This window comes from Sphingobium algorifonticola, assembly GCF_004005485.1.
GTDB classification, from domain to species: domain Bacteria; phylum Pseudomonadota; class Alphaproteobacteria; order Sphingomonadales; family Sphingomonadaceae; genus Sphingobium; species Sphingobium algorifonticola.
Map to the genome: position 1 here is coordinate 104,109 of NZ_RZUL01000005.1, position 16,090 is coordinate 120,198.

Annotated in this window: 17 protein-coding genes; 5 read left to right on the top strand and 12 right to left on the bottom strand. The window is 60.6% G+C overall.

Features of this window, described 5'->3' with window-relative positions:
- Positions 1-19 precede the first annotated feature (19 nt).
- Together ENE74_RS13965 and ENE74_RS13970 are read right to left on the bottom strand one after the other, a co-directional pair.
- Positions 20-955 carry a hydrogen peroxide-inducible genes activator gene (locus tag ENE74_RS13965; RefSeq protein ID WP_127691550.1) on the bottom strand — a complete coding sequence of 312 codons (936 nt, stop codon included), beginning with the start codon at positions 953-955 and terminating at the stop codon, positions 20-22.
- Positions 956-995: 40 nt separating this feature from the next.
- Entirely contained in the window at positions 996-1,781 is a 786-nt protein-coding gene (locus ENE74_RS13970) for a sulfite exporter TauE/SafE family protein (protein ID WP_127691551.1), read from the bottom strand.
- Positions 1,782-1,941: 160 nt separating this feature from the next.
- On the opposite strand from ENE74_RS13970, the gene epsC reads away from it, so the two are divergent.
- Both epsC and ENE74_RS13980 read left to right on the top strand, forming a co-directional pair.
- Complete coding sequence (gene epsC, locus ENE74_RS13975; RefSeq protein WP_127691552.1) at positions 1,942-2,655, top strand: serine O-acetyltransferase EpsC; 714 nt, start codon at positions 1,942-1,944, stop codon at positions 2,653-2,655.
- Positions 2,655-3,017: a DUF2794 domain-containing protein gene (locus ENE74_RS13980; RefSeq protein WP_127691553.1), complete on the top strand. Its 363-nt coding sequence runs from the start codon at positions 2,655-2,657 to the stop codon at positions 3,015-3,017. Before epsC ends, ENE74_RS13980 begins: the two co-directional genes overlap by 1 nt.
- Positions 3,018-3,046: 29 nt before the next feature.
- On the opposite strand, the gene ENE74_RS13985 is transcribed toward ENE74_RS13980, so the two are convergent.
- The 8 genes from ENE74_RS13985 to ENE74_RS14020 form a co-directional block, all read right to left on the bottom strand.
- Positions 3,047-4,111, bottom strand: a complete 1,065-nt coding sequence (locus ENE74_RS13985; protein ID WP_127691554.1) for a hypothetical protein — start codon at positions 4,109-4,111, stop codon at positions 3,047-3,049.
- 78 nt (positions 4,112-4,189) lie between these two features.
- Positions 4,190-6,061: an AsmA family protein gene (locus ENE74_RS13990; protein WP_127691555.1), complete on the bottom strand. Its 1,872-nt coding sequence runs from the start codon at positions 6,059-6,061 to the stop codon at positions 4,190-4,192.
- Between the two features lie 126 nt (positions 6,062-6,187).
- Positions 6,188-6,886, bottom strand: coding sequence for a phosphate regulon transcriptional regulator PhoB (gene phoB, locus ENE74_RS13995; protein WP_127691556.1), 699 nt, complete (start codon positions 6,884-6,886; stop codon positions 6,188-6,190).
- Between the two features lie 11 nt (positions 6,887-6,897).
- Positions 6,898-7,596 carry a phosphate signaling complex protein PhoU gene (gene phoU, locus ENE74_RS14000; protein WP_127691622.1) on the bottom strand — a complete coding sequence of 233 codons (699 nt, stop codon included), beginning with the start codon at positions 7,594-7,596 and terminating at the stop codon, positions 6,898-6,900.
- Positions 7,597-7,612: 16 nt separating this feature from the next.
- Positions 7,613-8,404, bottom strand: coding sequence for a phosphate ABC transporter ATP-binding protein PstB (pstB, locus tag ENE74_RS14005; RefSeq protein WP_127691557.1), 792 nt, complete (start codon positions 8,402-8,404; stop codon positions 7,613-7,615).
- A 9-nt stretch (positions 8,405-8,413) separates the two neighbouring features.
- On the bottom strand, positions 8,414-9,673 hold the full coding sequence (gene pstA / locus ENE74_RS14010; protein WP_241242007.1) for a phosphate ABC transporter permease PstA: 1,260 nt from the start codon (positions 9,671-9,673) through the stop codon (positions 8,414-8,416).
- Positions 9,670-11,064, bottom strand: a complete 1,395-nt coding sequence (pstC, locus tag ENE74_RS14015) for a phosphate ABC transporter permease subunit PstC (protein WP_127691558.1) — start codon at positions 11,062-11,064, stop codon at positions 9,670-9,672. Before pstC ends, pstA begins: the two co-directional genes overlap by 4 nt.
- Positions 11,065-11,068: 4 nt before the next feature.
- On the bottom strand, positions 11,069-12,124 hold the full coding sequence (locus tag ENE74_RS14020; RefSeq protein ID WP_241242008.1) for a substrate-binding domain-containing protein: 1,056 nt from the start codon (positions 12,122-12,124) through the stop codon (positions 11,069-11,071).
- Between the two features lie 381 nt (positions 12,125-12,505).
- On the opposite strand from ENE74_RS14020, the gene ENE74_RS14025 reads away from it, so the two are divergent.
- Positions 12,506-12,949, top strand: a complete 444-nt coding sequence (locus ENE74_RS14025) for a hypothetical protein (protein ID WP_127691560.1) — start codon at positions 12,506-12,508, stop codon at positions 12,947-12,949.
- Positions 12,950-13,068: 119 nt separating this feature from the next.
- On the opposite strand, the gene ENE74_RS14030 is transcribed toward ENE74_RS14025, so the two are convergent.
- The gene (locus ENE74_RS14030; protein WP_127691561.1) at positions 13,069-13,818 is read right to left on the bottom strand and encodes a LytR/AlgR family response regulator transcription factor; all 750 of its coding nucleotides are present in this window, start codon (positions 13,816-13,818) and stop codon (positions 13,069-13,071) included.
- A gap of 16 nt (positions 13,819-13,834) precedes the next feature.
- Entirely contained in the window at positions 13,835-14,962 is a 1,128-nt protein-coding gene (locus ENE74_RS14035) for a sensor histidine kinase (RefSeq protein WP_127691562.1), read from the bottom strand.
- Positions 14,963-15,102: 140 nt separating this feature from the next.
- Here ENE74_RS14035 and ENE74_RS14040 point away from each other — a divergent pair, with 140 nt between their 5' ends.
- Together ENE74_RS14040 and ENE74_RS14045 are read left to right on the top strand one after the other, a co-directional pair.
- The gene (locus ENE74_RS14040; RefSeq protein WP_241242009.1) at positions 15,103-15,342 is read left to right on the top strand and encodes a hypothetical protein; all 240 of its coding nucleotides are present in this window, start codon (positions 15,103-15,105) and stop codon (positions 15,340-15,342) included.
- 189 nt (positions 15,343-15,531) lie between these two features.
- Positions 15,532-16,083 (top strand): hypothetical protein, encoded by a 552-nt coding sequence (locus tag ENE74_RS14045; RefSeq protein ID WP_127691625.1) that lies wholly within the window; start codon positions 15,532-15,534, stop codon positions 16,081-16,083.
- The last annotated feature ends 7 nt before the right edge of the window (positions 16,084-16,090 follow it).

The window sequence follows — 16,090 nt, forward strand, 5'->3', positions numbered from 1 at the left end:
TGCACATTGCAGTTTTATCTTACCCCGCGACGGCACCCCGGATACGCTTCGGGGCCTTCGCCGCGTCGCGCAATATCTCCGCCATCATCCGAAACTCCTTTTCGCGTGGGCTGTTGCGGCGCCAGACCAGCGCGATCTGCCGCTGTGCGTTGTCCGCGTGAAGGGGCCGCGCGACGATATCGGTGTTCTCCAATATACCCCCGGTGATCGCCATTTCGGGCAGCATGGTCAGGCCCAGCCCGTTGTCGACCATCTGAACCAAAGTGTGCAGCGACGTGCCCATCATCGTCGCTTCGGCGCGTAATTCGGGCCGGTTACATGCCGAAAGTGCATGGTCCTTGAGGCAATGGCCATCCTCCAGCAACAAAAGCCGTGCTTCGTCGATCATGTCCGGGTCGATATGCGCGGGAGGATCGCGCGGATCATCCTTGGGGAATGCCACGAACAGCCGGTCGGCGAACAATATCTCGCTGTCCACTTCGCCCGTCGCATAAGGCAGGGCAAGCAACACGCAATCGACATGACCGTGACGGAGCGATTCGACCGCAGCATGGCTGGTTTCCTCGCGCAGATAGAGTTTGAGCTCCGGCTTGTCGGCGCGCAGGCGCGGCAAAAGCTGGGGAAGCAGGAACGGGGCGATCGTCGGGATCACGCTCATGCGCAATTCGCCACACAGCGGCTTGCCCGCCGCTTGCGCTATGCCCGCCAGTTCCTCCGCTTCGCGCAATACGCGATGCGCCTTTTCCACGATCCGGTCGCCCAGGGCCGTAAACCGGACGACGCGGCGTGTCCGCTCGACCAGGGTAACGCCGATCAGCGATTCGAGTTCGCGGATGCCTGCGGACAGCGTGGATTGCGTGACGAAACAGGCGTCGGCCGCCTTGCCGAAATGGCCATGTTCCTTCAGCGCGGCGAGATACTGCAACTGCTTGAGCGTCGGCATGTAGCTCGACATCTTATTTGCTCCCTCACTATGTAGGGGGCATATAATCGCTCTAGCCGATATATCCAAGCCACTTGGCGATGCCGAACGCCGATGTCAGCGTCAGGATGATGCCGACCGAGACCATCAGTATCTTCGGCGCGACATGGCGCGCGAGCATGGCACCCAGCGGCGCCGCAACAACGCCACCGATGAGCAGGCCGGACGTGGCTATCGTAAAGGCTTCCCAGCCGATGTTGAGGAAGAAGGTGATGGAGATGCTGAGCGTCAGAATGAACTCGACACTGTTGACCGTGCCGATCGTATGACGCGGGCTGGACCCCTGGATCAGGAGATTGGATGTAACCACGGGGCCCCAGCCGCCGCCGCCGGTCGCATCGAGAAAGCCGCCGACCAGGCCCAATGGGCCGACGACTTTCGGGTTGCTGTTCGGCAGTGTCCGGTGCGTCGAGCGCCACACCAGGTAAAGACCAATGCCCAGCAGGTAAATCTGGATGAACGGCTTGATGATTTCGCCGTCGATATTGGAAAGGACATAGGCCCCCAGCACGCCTCCGATCACACCGGGTACTACCAGCCGCCGGAACAGGCTCCAGTCGACATTGCGATGCGCGATGTGGCTGATCGCTGAAACGCCCGTCGTGCAAGTTTCGGCGGCATGGACACCGGCCGATGCCGCTGCGGGCGGCACGCCGAGTGCGAGAAGCAATGTACTCGATATCACGCCATAGGCCATGCCGAGCGCGCCATCCACCATCTGCGCAAAGAAGCCGACGAGAATGAAAGGCCAGATTGCATCGGCATGCAGCGCCCCGGCATTCAGGATCGAATCGATCATCTAGGCCCCTTGCACAGCATATTGTCTACTGCCCTGCTTTGCTTTTTCGGCATCGCCAAGGAAGTTTCTCTATCGACCGATGTAGGCAAAAACGACCGGCATCTGGAATAAAGCAACGAGACGCACTATTCTGACAATTGGTTCAGGTCAAAGGACAGTTATGGCCCGTCGTCTTGTCGCCTATCTGGATTCGGTCAAGTCCCGCGATCCTGCGCCGCGCTCCCGTGCGGAAATCCTGCTCTATCCGGGGGTGTGGTCGCTTGCCTTTCATCGTGTGGCACATCGGCTGTACCGCATGGAGCTGTTTTTCCTTGCGCGCGCCGTCAATCATCTCTCCCGCTTTCTCACGGCGAACGATATTCATCCGGGCGCCCGGATCGGGCGGCGGCTGTTTATCGATCATGGCTTTACCGTCATCGGCGAAACGGCGGAAATCGGTGATGACGTGACGATCTATCAGAATGTCACTCTGGGTGGCACCGATCCTGCCAACGGGATCGCGGGCAAGCGGCATCCGACAATCGGCAACGGAGTCATCATCGGATCGGGTGCGCAGGTTCTTGGACCCGTGACGGTCGGCCAGCGCGCGCGTATCGGGGCTAATGCCGTCGTGACGAAGAACGTGCCGGAAGGTGCGACAATGGTCGGCATTCCTGCCAGGCAGATGCTGGTCGATGTCACCGCCTATCAGCGCGACTTCCTGCCTTATGGGACGCCGTGCAGCGACAGCTTCGATCCGGCAACGCAGAAGCTGGAGCTGATGCAATGCGAAATCGAGCAATTGCGCAAGCGGCTGGCCGCGCTGATCGAGGAGCAGGCGAAATCCGCGCTATCCGCCGATCCCGTCGACGAGCAGGAGCGCGGCTGCGCCTGATGAGCGGCACGGCCATTTCGCCCGGTAACGTCACCCCCTTTCCGGGGGGCAAGCCGCCTCCGCAGACCGGCTTCGACCGTCAGGAATTGATGCGGATCATGGACCTGTACGGGCGCATGGTCTCTGCCGGCCATTGGCGCGATTATGCGATCGACATGGGCAAGGATGCGGCGGTGTTTTCCGCCTTTCGTAGGGCGACGGAGCGTCCCGAGTTCCGTATCGAAAAGCGCCCGGCGTTGCGCAATCGCCAGGGCATGTGGGCATTGATCGGTGAAGCGGGTGCCGTGCTGAAGCGTGGCGCGGAACTCGGCCCGGTGCTGGCACCCGTCGAGCGGCGGCTGATGAAACTCGTGGAGGAGTAACTGCGGCAGGCAGCATGTGCCTTTCGCCGTTATACCGCCACGGCATCCCGATCCAGATAGGGCATCCTGATCCGCACATTTTCCGGCAGGCCATCGACCACCAGCCTGCGCGCCGTGTGCCACAAGGCGGAAAGCAGCAGGAGGGCTGATCCAATGACAAGCGCCGTCAGCGCAAACGACAGCTCGACTGCGCCAGCCTCCCGAAACAGCGCGCTTAACGCCCACAGGACATAAGCAAGACTGGAAACGAGCAACGCCCGGCGGTCAATTGCCAGCGCCACCAGCCCGAACAGCACGTAAAGAGCGATGACGGTTGCCGCCGTGCCGATGCTGATCGCGCCGTCCAGTACGCCGAGCAAATGAAACAGGCTGTGTGCGATCATCGGCGCAGCGGCAAGATGCAGCCAGAAGGCAACGTCGGATCGGCGGGTCGTGCGGCTGCGATCGCTGACGTCCCACCACATGGCATAAGCGAAGATGGCGATGCCGCACAGCAGCACGACCCAGAATATGCCACCGTCGATTGTTGGCGCGGAGGCCAGTACGAGACTTATGGCTACACCGGCAGCGGCCGCAGCGCCTGCCGCGACCGCGATAGGCACCATGAACCTGCGCCAGTGCAGCCAGATTGCGCCCACAGTCGCCAGCGCCACGGCCGAGAGCAGCAAGGCACCGATCTGCGTTCCGGCATTGGGAACAAGCCGGGCGACCAAGCCGATCAGCGACATTGCCACCCCGCCTGCGAAGCTGAGCAGCAGGATGATGCTGGGCAAAGCCATGCGCCGACGCCGTGTGAAATATTCGGCAAGGCCCCAGGAAATGGCCGCCACGAGAACGCCTGCCAAGATGGCCGGCCGCTGCGCGAACCTCGCCTCGCCGTCCAGATTCTGGCCGAGCCAGCCGACCGCGACCAGCAGGATGACACTCGCGATCGATACGAAGATATCGTTGAACCCGGTGAGCAGGCGGAAATGCTCCTCATCGACCAAGGGGCTGACCCGGCGCGCGGCGACATGGCTGCGCAAGGCATCTGCTGCCGCCGGATCGAGGACACCGGCTTCGATCGCTGCCTGCAAGTCGCTTTCGCTGTACATGGTTCATGCTCCTGTTACGGCCATAGTGTAGCGCAACTGTATCACTATGGCAATACAGTTGCATGCCGTGCAGCCCTCTCAGCGCATCGCCTGCGCCTGCATCGCGGTGCAGTCGATATCCTGCGCGACGGCACCTTGCTTGCCGGCGATCGCCCGGCCGATCATTTTCATCACGTTGCCGAACGATGCGGTTTCTTTCGGTACGATGATCTGCGGTACTTTCATCGTTCCGCGCACCGGAACCGTCCCCGCAAAGCGCAGAATACTGCGACCCTTGGGCACCCCGGACAGGGCAAAGTCCATGACCTCTGTATTCAGGTTCACAGAACCGGTTGCGCGGGTAAGCGCGCGCGTGGTGTCGATCAGCGCCGGATCGGCTCTGGCGACCCCGCCTTGCACATCCAGCCGCGCGATGATGCAGCGCAACTGCGCCTGTTCGCTTTTCCCGGTCAGCAGGCCGCGCCCGATATCCTGCCCCAGCAAAGAGGCTGTCCGGGCCGGTATCGTACCATCGCGGGCAACAAGGGCGATCAGGCCGTTGGAAGCACCGATGGCGTCGCGCACGGTGCCGCCGCGGCCGGCGATCCGCAAGCGGGCACTCAACGCCCCGTCGATCGCGGCATGCGGGAAGAAATCGACCAGATGCGCGTCACGCATATCCATCCGTATCGTGAGCAGCGGGGCAGGGGCCATGCCGTCACTTCCCTGCTGATCGACGACAAGCAATCCGGCGAGCGTTCCTCGCGCCAGGCCGATCACCAGCGGGTCAAGTGTCAGCTTGCCATGGTCGAGCACCAAGGTGGTCTGCATGCTGCGAAAGGGGGATGGTTCAGGCCATAGAATCCGATCGACACGCAGGTCGAGACGGCCGTCGGTTTTGGAGACGGTTTTGAGATCGATGGCGGTATTCGGAACGACGCGCGGACCGCTCTCCCGGCGTTCCGCCCGGCCACGGGCCAGCCCTTCGTCGCTTGCCAGATCGTCAAAATCAAATGCCCGCGATCGGATTTCGCCGTCGATCCGCGTTCGCCCATCGCGCTTTCGGATGGTGGCATTGCCTGCGATGTCCGACCGGCCGATGGTGCCGCGCAGTCGGGTAATCGTCCAGTCGGGCCGGTCGCGCCGTACCTGCGCCGCCAGTCGCACCGGTTGCGTTCCCGGCAGGCCCGCCTCGATGATGACATCCACCAGTGCCAGGTCCCGGCCATAGGCGGTGGCCTCCGCCGTCAGATGGCCAATGTCGAGCGGCCGATCCATCGTGCCCTTGAACGTGGCACCGACGGCGTCGCCGCTGATTTCCGCGCGGAACGGCCATGGGCGATCGGCCGCATCCCCGGCGACGGCGGCCCCGTCTATGGCGACCTTGACCGGATGGCCTTTGATCAGGCCGGTGCCGCGCATCGCAAGACCGCGCCGGACATCAGCCTCGACTTTCACGTCCATGCTGCGGTCACGCTTGGCGTCTTCGTAGATCAGGCGACTTCGCACGATCCGCAACCGGTTGAAGCGGGGCGCGCGCGTGCTGCTCGCCGCTTCGTCCTTCTTGCCATCGTTCCAGCTTTCCCGGCCAACCTTGTTTCGGATCAGATGGACGGTCATCCCGCTGACGTCGAATGCCTCGATGTCCGGTCGTCCGCGTAGCAGCAGCGACAGCGCGCTGAACGTCACGCGCGCTTCCTCCGCATCGACAAGATTGCCCGAGCCTGCCCATTGCGGTTGGGGAATACGGATATCGCGCGCGATGATTGTCGGATGAAGCGAGAAACTGTCTGCACGCTCCAGCACCGCAATTGTTGCGGGGCGCCCCAGCCGCGCCGTCAGCCGCTGTTCGATCGTCTCGCGCAGCATGCCCCAGGGAAAGGCGGCCAGAGCGGCGAGCAGGACCAACGCGAGCAGCATGAACAGCAGCGGGCCTTTGACCCACCAGGATAGTCCGCGCAGCGCCGTCATATTTCCCCCTCAAATCCGCATTCGGCCGAACGCGTGGAAAGGGGACGCGTGAACGGTCATTTCGTTCCGCTGCCGGATTGAAAGACTGCCTGCCGAATGTCCAGGTCTGCGCCGCAGGTCGGGAAGTCAGGCGAGCCCGTCGGTATCCAGCGCATAGCCCGCCGACCGAACGGTGCGGATGATGTCCCGATGCCCGTCGCCGTTGATGGCCTTGCGCAGACGGCGAATGTGGACATCGACGGTGCGCAGTTCGATGTCGCTATCCTGCCCCCATACGCTGTCGAGCAGCCGTTCGCGCGAAAAGACCCAGCCGGGATGTTCCAGGAAATGCTTCAGCAGGCGAAACTCGGTGGGGCCGAGCGATACCGTCTGCCCGGCACGACGCACCTTGTGCCCGACCGTATCCATCTCGATGTCGGCGAAAGCCAGGGTTTCGCCTGCCAGGGCAGGGCGCACCCGGCGCAAAACGGCGCCGACGCGCGCGACCAGTTCCCGCGGCGAAAAAGGCTTGGTGACATAATCGTCCGCGCCGGTCTCCAGCCCGCGGACGCGATCTTCCTCTTCACCACGTGCGGTCAGCATGATGATCGGAACATTGGCGGTGCCGTTCATGCGGCGCAGGCGTCTACACACTTCGATGCCCGACAGGCTTTCGACCATCCAGTCGAGCAGGACGATGTCCGGCGTGTCTTCCTGTGCCATGATGAGGGCTTCCTCGCCATCCACGGTATGCGCGACGTCGAAATCCTCGCGCTTGAAATGCCATATCAGAAGCTCTGCGAGCGCCGCGTCATCTTCCACCAGCAACATCTTGGCTCGTGCCATCGTCTCTATCCTTATTTGCCCGCGCCGTCTTCAGGGGCTTCGCCGCGCTCGCGATCGGGCAAATACTGGCCAGTCGCGGCATAATAGACCATCTCGGCCACATTGGTTGCATGATCGCCGATCCGTTCGATGTTCTTGGCGACGAACAGCAGATGCGCGCTTTCCGATATCATCTTCGGATTTTCGACCATGTAGGTCAGCAATGTCCGGAAAATGCTGTTGTAGAAATCGTCGACCACCTTGTCCCGTTCGATGACCGCGAGCGCCAGATCGGCGTCACGCGCGGCAAAGGCATTGAGCGCATCATGGACCATTTCGCCGGCAATCTGCCCCATAGCGGGCAGAAGGGACATCAGCTCAAGCTTACGGTTTTCGACGATCAACGGAACACGCTTCGCGATGTTCTTGCCATAATCGCCGATCCGCTCGACGACGCCAGCGATCTTCAGTGCCGCCACGACTTCGCGCAGGTCGTTTGCCATCGGCGCGCGCAAGGCAATGGTCTGGACTACCAGCCGCTCGACCTGTTCTTCCAAGGCGTCGATCTTGGGATCGTCGCGGACGACCTGCCGCGCCAGTTCCTTGTCGCGCCGGATCAGCGCGGTCATGGCATTTTCCAGGCTTGATTCGGCGCGCCCGCCCATCTCAGCAATCAGCCCACGCAGCGAGTCGATGTCCTCGTCAAAGGCTTTGACCGTATGTTCAACCATCATCTGTCTCCCCCGGTCAGCCGTAGCGACCGGTAATATAATCGCGCGTGCGGTCGGCCTTCGGGTTGGTAAAGATGTCCGACGTCACGCCATATTCGACCAGCGTCCCAAGATGGAAAAAGGCGGTGCGCTGCGATACGCGCGCGGCCTGCTGCATGTTGTGGGTCACGATCACGATTGCGTAGCGGCCGCGCAGTTCGTGAATCAACTCCTCGATCTTTGCCGTCGCGATCGGGTCGAGCGCCGAACAGGGTTCGTCCATCAATATCACTTCCGGTTCCACGGCGATTGCGCGGCCGATGCACAGGCGTTGCTGCTGCCCTCCTGAAAGCGCCGTGCCGCTGTCGTGCAGCCGGTCCTTGACTTCATCCCACAATCCGGCGCGCCGGAGCGACTTTTCGACGATCACGTCCATGTCAGCCTTCGCGCTAGCGAGGCCATGGATACGCGGGCCGTAAGCGATATTCTCGTAGATAGACTTGGGAAAGGGATTGGGCTTCTGAAACACCATGCCTACACGCGCGCGCAGCTGCACGACATCCATCGAGGGAGCATAGATATTCTCGCCGTCGAGGGTGATATCGCCTTCGACGCGGGCGTTGGCGACGGTGTCGTTCATGCGATTGAGCGTGCGAAGGAAGGTCGATTTGCCACAGCCCGACGGCCCGATGAACGCCGTTACATTGTCCATATCGACGTCGATCGAGACCGTCTTGATCGCCTGTTTGGCTCCATAGAATACGTTGACGTCACGCGCTGACATCTTCGCATTATTGGGCTTCAGCGCCTGTTGTTCGTCAGTCAGCATATCTATGGATCACCAGCGTTTTTCAAACTTGTTGCGAAGATAGATGGCCAGCCCGTTCATGGCGAGCAGGAAGGCAAGCAGCACGATGATCGCAGCGGACGTCTTTTCAACGAAGCCCTTGCTGACTTCATCGGACCACAGGAAAATCTGCACGGGGAGAACGGTGGCCGGGTCAGTGATGCCGCCGGGCGGCGTTGCGATGAAGGCACGCATGCCGATCATCAGCAAGGGGGCGGTTTCGCCCAGCGCACGGGCCATGCCAATGATGGTGCCGGTCAGAATGCCCGGCAGTGCCAGAGGCAGTACATGGTGGAACACAACCTGCACGGGTGACGCGCCAATACCCAGCGCCGCATCGCGGATCGATGGCGGCACAGCCTTGATCGCGTTTCGTCCCGCTATCACGATGACCGGCATGGTCATGAGCGCCAGCGTCATCCCGCCGACCAGCGCGGCGGACCGCGGAAAGGCCAGCAGGTTGAGAAAGATCGCCAGCCCAAGCAGGCCAAAGATGATCGACGGGACCGCCGCCAGATTATTGATGGAAACCTCTATAATGTCGGTCCACCAGGTCTTGGGCGCATATTCCTCAAGATAAAGTGCCGTTGCCACCCCTACCGGAAAACTCAGCAGCAAGGTGACGATCATCGTGAGCAGCGATCCCTTGAAAGCGCCCCATATCCCGACCTGGGTTGGATCGGTGGCATCGCTTGCGGAGAGAAAGGCGCTGTTGAAGCCCGTGGAGACCATCCCGGACTGCTGGAGGCGCGCATAAGATGCTTCATCGGCAGCACTCGCATCCGTTTTGGCGGCCAGATCGATACTGGTGGAAGCGGGAACCGAGATCACCACCCGTTCGGTTACGATCTGCGGGTTGTCCAATATTGCGTCGCGCACCGTCAGCCACGCGTTGGGCGAGAGCAGGGTATCGCCATTCGGGCCAAGCGCGGTGACCGCGGCCTGCGCGGTCACATCCTGCAAATTGGCACTGACCAGCGATTGCGCGGTGACCGTGGCAGGATCGACCACCATTGGCGCGGTACGAAAATCAATCGGCAAGGTGATTTCGGTTCGCGTGAAGCCGCGGGCCCCATTACCGATCATGCTGATGAGCAGGAAGGCGAGAAAACCCGCGGATAGCAACACAGCAGCCATGCCCAGCAGTTTGAAACGCCGCTCAGCCGCATAGCGTCCGGCAATCCGCTTCTGCATTGCCGCGCCCTTCCAATCAGTCGGGTTGCGAACGGAGGAGGAAGGCGTCGCAGTCATTCGTAAGCCTCCCGATATTTCTTGACGACACGCAACGCGACAATGTTGAGCAGCAGCGTCACGATGAACAGCACCAGTCCCAGCGCAAAAGCCGCAAGCGTTTTCGCGCTGTCAAACTCCTGATCGCCCGTCAGCAACTGGACGATCTGCGTGGTGACCGTCGTCACGCTGGAAAAGGGATTGAGCGTCAGATTGGCAGCAAGACCCGCCGCCATCACCACGATCATCGTTTCGCCGATCGCCCTGCTGACAGCAAGCAGCACGCCGCCGACCACGCCAGGCAAGGCGGCGGGGATCAGAACGCGCTTGATTGTCTCGCTGGTGGTTGCCCCCATGGCGAGCGAACCGTCGCGCATCGCCTGCGGGACTGCAGCGATGCTGTCATCCGCCATGGAGGAAACGAACGGGATGATCATGACGCCCATGACCAGGCCGGCGGCCAGCGCGCTTTCGGATGATGCACCGCTGATCCCGATCGCGACAGCAAAGTCGCGCAACGCAGGAGCGATCGTCAACGCCGCGAAATAGCCGTAAACCACGGTGGGAACACCCGCGAGCACTTCAAGGACAGGCTTCATCCATTTGCGTGTCGATGGTCTGGCATATTGCGTCAGGTAAATGGCACTCATCAGGCCCAGCGGAATGGCGACGATCATGGCGATGATAGCGCCGATGAAAATCGTGCCCCAGAATAGCGGCACGGCGCCGAAAGCGTTCTCATTGCCGTAGCCCATGGCCGCCGACTGCGGCGACCAGTTTGTTCCGAACAGGAACGAGAACGGATTGACCATCGAGAAGAAGCGAAGCGATTCCCACAACAGTGATGCGACAATGCCGACGGTCGTGATGATCGCAATGAGCGACGCCCCCAGCAACAGTCCCATCACCAACCGCTCGACGCGGGTACGGGCACGAAAATCCGGGCGAATGCGGGTGAAGGCATAGGCACCTCCGGCAAAAGCGAGCAGCAGTGCGAGGGCCACTCCGCCGCCCGCATAGCGGGCTGTGTTCACGCGATAAGGGGCGACAAGTGGCTGCGCTGCCGGATTGAACGCCGCTGCCTGCGTACCATTGGCGATATTGCGGGCCTCGCTCAATATCGCGCCACGCGCAAAGCCGTCACCAGGCAGGCCCTGCGCAGCCGGATCGGCCAGCACTGCATCCGTAACGAGGGCAGGCATGACATTGGTCCATATGGCCAGAAAGGCCAGGGCGGGCAGCAATGTCCATAATGCCACATACCAACCGTGAAAGCTTGGCAGGCTATGCATCGCACCGCGCGCGCCTGTGTTGCGGGCGGCAGTTTGCAGGCGGGTGGCACGGGCACGGGCGCTTACCCAGGCGGCGACACCCAGGCCAAACAGAAGCAGCAGGACGGCGGGACCGGTCACGAACTTATTTCAATTCGGCGCCGTTCAGCGCCGCAAGTGTTTTGACAACCTCGGCATTCTTTAAGCGGACCGGTTCAGTGGCGGCGACCATCCCGCGCTTTGCCAGCATCCCGCCGGGATTCCAGCTCGCCGCGAATGTTTCCAGATAGGTTTTGAGGCCGGGCACGGCGGCGATGTGCGCTTTCTTGACGTAAAGATAGAGCGGGCGCGCACCGGGATAAGTGCCGTCGGCCACATTTTCATATGTAGCGGGGACGCCATTCAGGGGAATGTCGTTCAGCGTATCAAGATTTTCTTCAAGAAAGCTATAGCCGAACACACCGATCGCGTTGGGATTGGCACCCAGCTTCTGCACGATCAGATTGTCGTTCTCGCCCGAATCCACATATTTGCCGTCCTCCCGAACGCGGGTGCAAACGGCTTTGAACCGGTCTTCGTCCTGTTCCTTCAGCGCCTTCATCGCCGGGTCGCTCTGGCACCCGGTTTCCAGGATCAGTTCTGCAAGCGAGTCCCGGGTTCCGCTCGTGGACGGTGGGCCAAACACCGAAATGGCAATCGCAGGCAAGGACGCATCGACATCCTGCCATGTTTGTGCCGTGTTCGGGCCCTTGCCAAAGGGTGTGGCGGCCAGAGCCTTGTAGACGATTTCCGGCGTCAGCTTCAGCCCTGGTCCCTGCTTCGATTCGGCGAAAGCCAGCCCGTCAACGCCCACCTGTATTTCGATGATGTCCTTCACGCCGTTCTTCACACACATGTCGAACTCGGATTTCTTCATCCGTCGCGAGGCATTTTCGATGTCCGGAAACTGCGCGCCGACGCCCGCGCAGAACAGCTTCATGCCGCCGCCTGTCCCGGTCGATTCGATAATGGGCGACTTCATGCCTGGATTGGCGTTGACAAACTGTTCCGCCACTGCGGTCGCAAAAGGATAGACGGTCGAGGATCCCACGGCGCGGATCTGATCACGCCCCGCCGACTCGCCACCGGCCTTGTCCTGACAGCCCGACAGCGTGACCGACAGCGCAAGCGCCGATGCGGCGAGACGAACGATATGCTTCACGATGGAGCCTCCAGTGACGGTGCCGCGAATCCCCCGGTGCGACGAACCGTGCATGCGCCCTACCCACCGATCATCGCGGCATTGTGACAGTAGAATTGCATTTTGATGACAATCCACGGGGAGGGCGGAATCTTCGTCATGGGCATCTCGAAACCATGCCTGCCATCAGGACACATGATGTCTACACCGCCAAGCAAGAAAACGCCTGTGAAATACGGCAGACACAATTTGGTGTCACGGTATCATTTGAGGCTGCTTTCTAAAGTAACAATCCGCATTTATGACTTCTCATAAAAAGTAATATTTGCGTGATTGTGAAATATTAACTATATTCGTGTATTCTGCTCCGGGGGGCTTTCCTCCTTAAAAATGGAGTAAATCATGACAAATATCTCAGGTAATTTCTCTACGCCCAGAGCTTTTGCGGATTCTCGCATTTCTTCAGCCGTATCTGCGGGTACGATTACCAAGGAAGATCAGGCTGCGTTAAGCAACATGCTTGACTCAATAGACAAGAGTTTGAGCAGTGGTGCGGTCGGCAAAAGCCCCAGCGATGTGAAATCCAATATTGACTCCCTCATTGCCGAACAAGTCGAAGCAGGCACTCTGACTCAGGAACAGGCCGGCCAGTTAAAGAATCTGATGATGCCAGGCGCACCTTCGGAAATGGAAGGCATGGTCGGAATGAGCAGTGAGAGCGATCCGCTCGAAACGCTCCTGACGCTTCTGGAACAGATCCGGGACAGTAAGGATTCCAAGACATATGGCAATTCAGCCTCTGACGAGACGGCCACCAAAGGCCTGATACTGGATGCCTTGGCTTGAATGACAGGCCTTGGCCACGGTTATGGCCATAACAGGGCAGGCGGGTCGAGCGACTTGCCTGCCTCTGACTTATGCGAAATGTATTCTTAAGATCTGCCATAAGGCGGGTGTCATTTGCTTCAGCCCCGGGCAATGGCCTTGGCATTGGCCAGATAAGTCCGACCGATACGAATGTCCTCTCCGTGTCGCAGGCATGCGAACCATACGCCGCTGCCATCATGTCTGAGCCGCGTGATATGATCACGGCGCACAATATGCGATCGATGGAGGCGGATGAACCGCGCGGGATTGAGCCGCTGTTCGAGCGCGCTGATCGTCTGATGCAGCAGATAGCTGTGCGTGCCGACATGGAGGCGCATATAGTCGCGTTCCGCCTCGATCCTGTCGATCTGATCGGTGCCCACGCGGATCAGTTCCGACCGGTGCGGTACCCAGAACTCCTCCGCCCAGCTTTCGCTCGATGCTTCGCCCGTCGGCGCCGGCATGGATGAACCCCGCGCCGCTTCGAGTGCAATTTCGACGCGGTCGATCGCACGGACGAGGCGGTCGACCGCGACTGGTTTCAACAGATAGTCGATGGCTGCAAGATCAAAGGCTTCCACAGCGAAACCTTCAAACGCTGTCACGAAAATCACCGCAGGGCGCCTGCCTGACTGTCCCACCGCGCGGGCGACGCCGATACCGTCCAGCAGCGGCATGGCAATGTCGAGCAGGAGCAAGTCCGGTTGCAGCCCCTCGATCATGCGCAGTGCCGCGGCGCCGTCGCTGGCCGTACCCACCAGCGCGATGCGTGGCTCACGCGCACAGAGCATCTGCAATCTCTCGATGGCGAGTGGTTCATCATCGACAATCATCGTGCGGATCGCCATCAGTTCGTCCCCATTTTCAGCAGCGACGTCGCACGATCGGCAACGTCAGCTCAACGAGAAATCCGCCACCTTCGAGCGAGCGGGCGTTGATCCGGCCGTTCGCGCCGAAACGCGCGGCCAGCCGATCGCGGACATTGGCCAACCCTATCCCGTTACCATGGTCATGTTCGACGGGCAGGGCGTCACCATCGTCGCGCACGCTCACCTTGAGCATGTCGTCCTCCTCGCGCGCGAAAATGGCGATGGTCACCGGGCGGGCCGTTCGCGATACACCATATTTGATTGCGTTTTCGACGATGGGTTGCAGGATCAGCCCTGGGACGCAGCAGTTCATGACATGCGCCGGAATATCGATGATGGTCCGCAGGCGATCGGGAAACCGCACCGCTTCGATATCGAGATAGAGTTTCTGCAACTGCACTTCTTCCGACAACGGCACGTCCTCAAGTGGATCGTCGGTCAGGCTTGCGCGATAGAAATTGGACAGCGACAGGATCATTTGCTCGGCTTCGTCGGCACGGTTGCGCATGACAAGACTGGAGAGGGAATTGAGCGTGTTGAACAGGAAGTGCGGATTGACCTGATAGCGCAGCGACCGCAGTTCGGCTTGCTGTGCGGCCCGCTCCAGGCGCGCTGCCCTGCGCTCGATATGGCCCGCGGCGCTCGCATAGGACAAGGCGAGATAGAGGCCGGCCCATGCGGACAGGAAGAAGTAGCGGCTGATCGCATCTTCCGCGATCTGCTTGAGCGCGAAATCGGGCTGCGAGACATAGGCTTCGTAGCCGGCCTTCACATAACGCTGATCGGCAAAGAGATTGACCGGATCATACAGGTTGAAGACGTAGAAGTTGGCCGCGGCCATGGCGATCGCAAAGGGCGCCGCGAAGGAAAAAGCCATGATGACGCGCGTTGAGACTTTGCGATCGTCGAATTGACGCAGAACCAGATACAGCACCCATGTCGCCACGATGCCGATAACGGTGACGATGGCACGGCGTGCGGCGAGCTCATCCTGTGCCCCGAAATCCATGACCAATGCCCGCAAGCTGACGAGCAGCGCATAGAACAGCCAGAAACCCAGTATCGAATAGAGGGCCACCAGCGGTGATATGCCACGGTCGTCCTCGGTATGAAGATCGGTCATCGATCCGCCATAGGCCCAAAGCGTGATGATGTCGTGCCTGTGGTGCGGCGCCCGTCGAAAACAGGGGCGTGTTCGTCGAACGACCGAAGGGAACAGGCGCGCGATCCATCCGTTACTCAAGCATAATCAGGAGAGTTGCCATGACCAATCCATCGCTGTCCACTGTCGCGACCACACACGATCACAGCATGAATGATGCGGCTGATACCCCGATCGACCGGGAGCGCCCCAGCGATGCGCAGGACCGGCCGTTGACGACCGAAGAAGCGCTCGAAGAAAGTCTGGAAGACTCCATGGATGGTTCCGACCCCGCGTCGCCTACCCAGCCGGGTGACAATGGCGAGCCTGTGCCATCCTCGGGCTTTCGTGAAGACGACTGACCACCGACATATGCTGCGGCGCACAAATTATTTTGTTGCGCCTTTGCTCGAAATCTGGTCCTTTTGAAAATGCCGGGTGCCTTCGGGCATTCGGACATGAACACGGGTAGAACGGGCGCTTAATGCTTCGCTAACCAAAGTGGGCGCATGATCTGCCTGTCTGGACCGAAAAGGGTTGGAGGCGTGAGCATGGGTATGAGTGGGAAGTCCGCAGACGGGCAAATGGCTCTCGCAGAAATGCGCGAGTTTGCCAGTTTTCCATCATCAACACAGCGTTATATTCGGCGTTCACTGGATGTTGGGTTGCGGCGTCGCGATGCCATGGAACTGTGGTCGCGCGATCTCGTGGAAGCTGCGAGCATTCGCGCCCAGGCCCGCATTTATGATCGCATCGATCAGATCAAGTCGATGGTGCCGGACGACAGTGGTCTTGATCAGGTCGAGCCATTCATGGCGCCACTTGTGACGGTGTCCGCGTTCGATCTGGGTCAGGATCGTCTTACCAGCTTCTCGGCCTATCGTTTCCTGTACGAACGCCTGATCGGCGCGAATGCTCGTCCTTGGTTGCCGGGGGCATTCTGTGCCGCCGCCAGCCTGCCGCATCTTCACCCGGAGAAACGACGGACGTTGTTGCAGTCGATCAGTGAAGCGGCCGCAACCGCGCACGGCTGGTCAAACCGGGAACCGAGTTTCTATCCCGAGTGGGTCGAGAAGGTCGACACGAGCAAGGCACCGAACTGAGCATGCC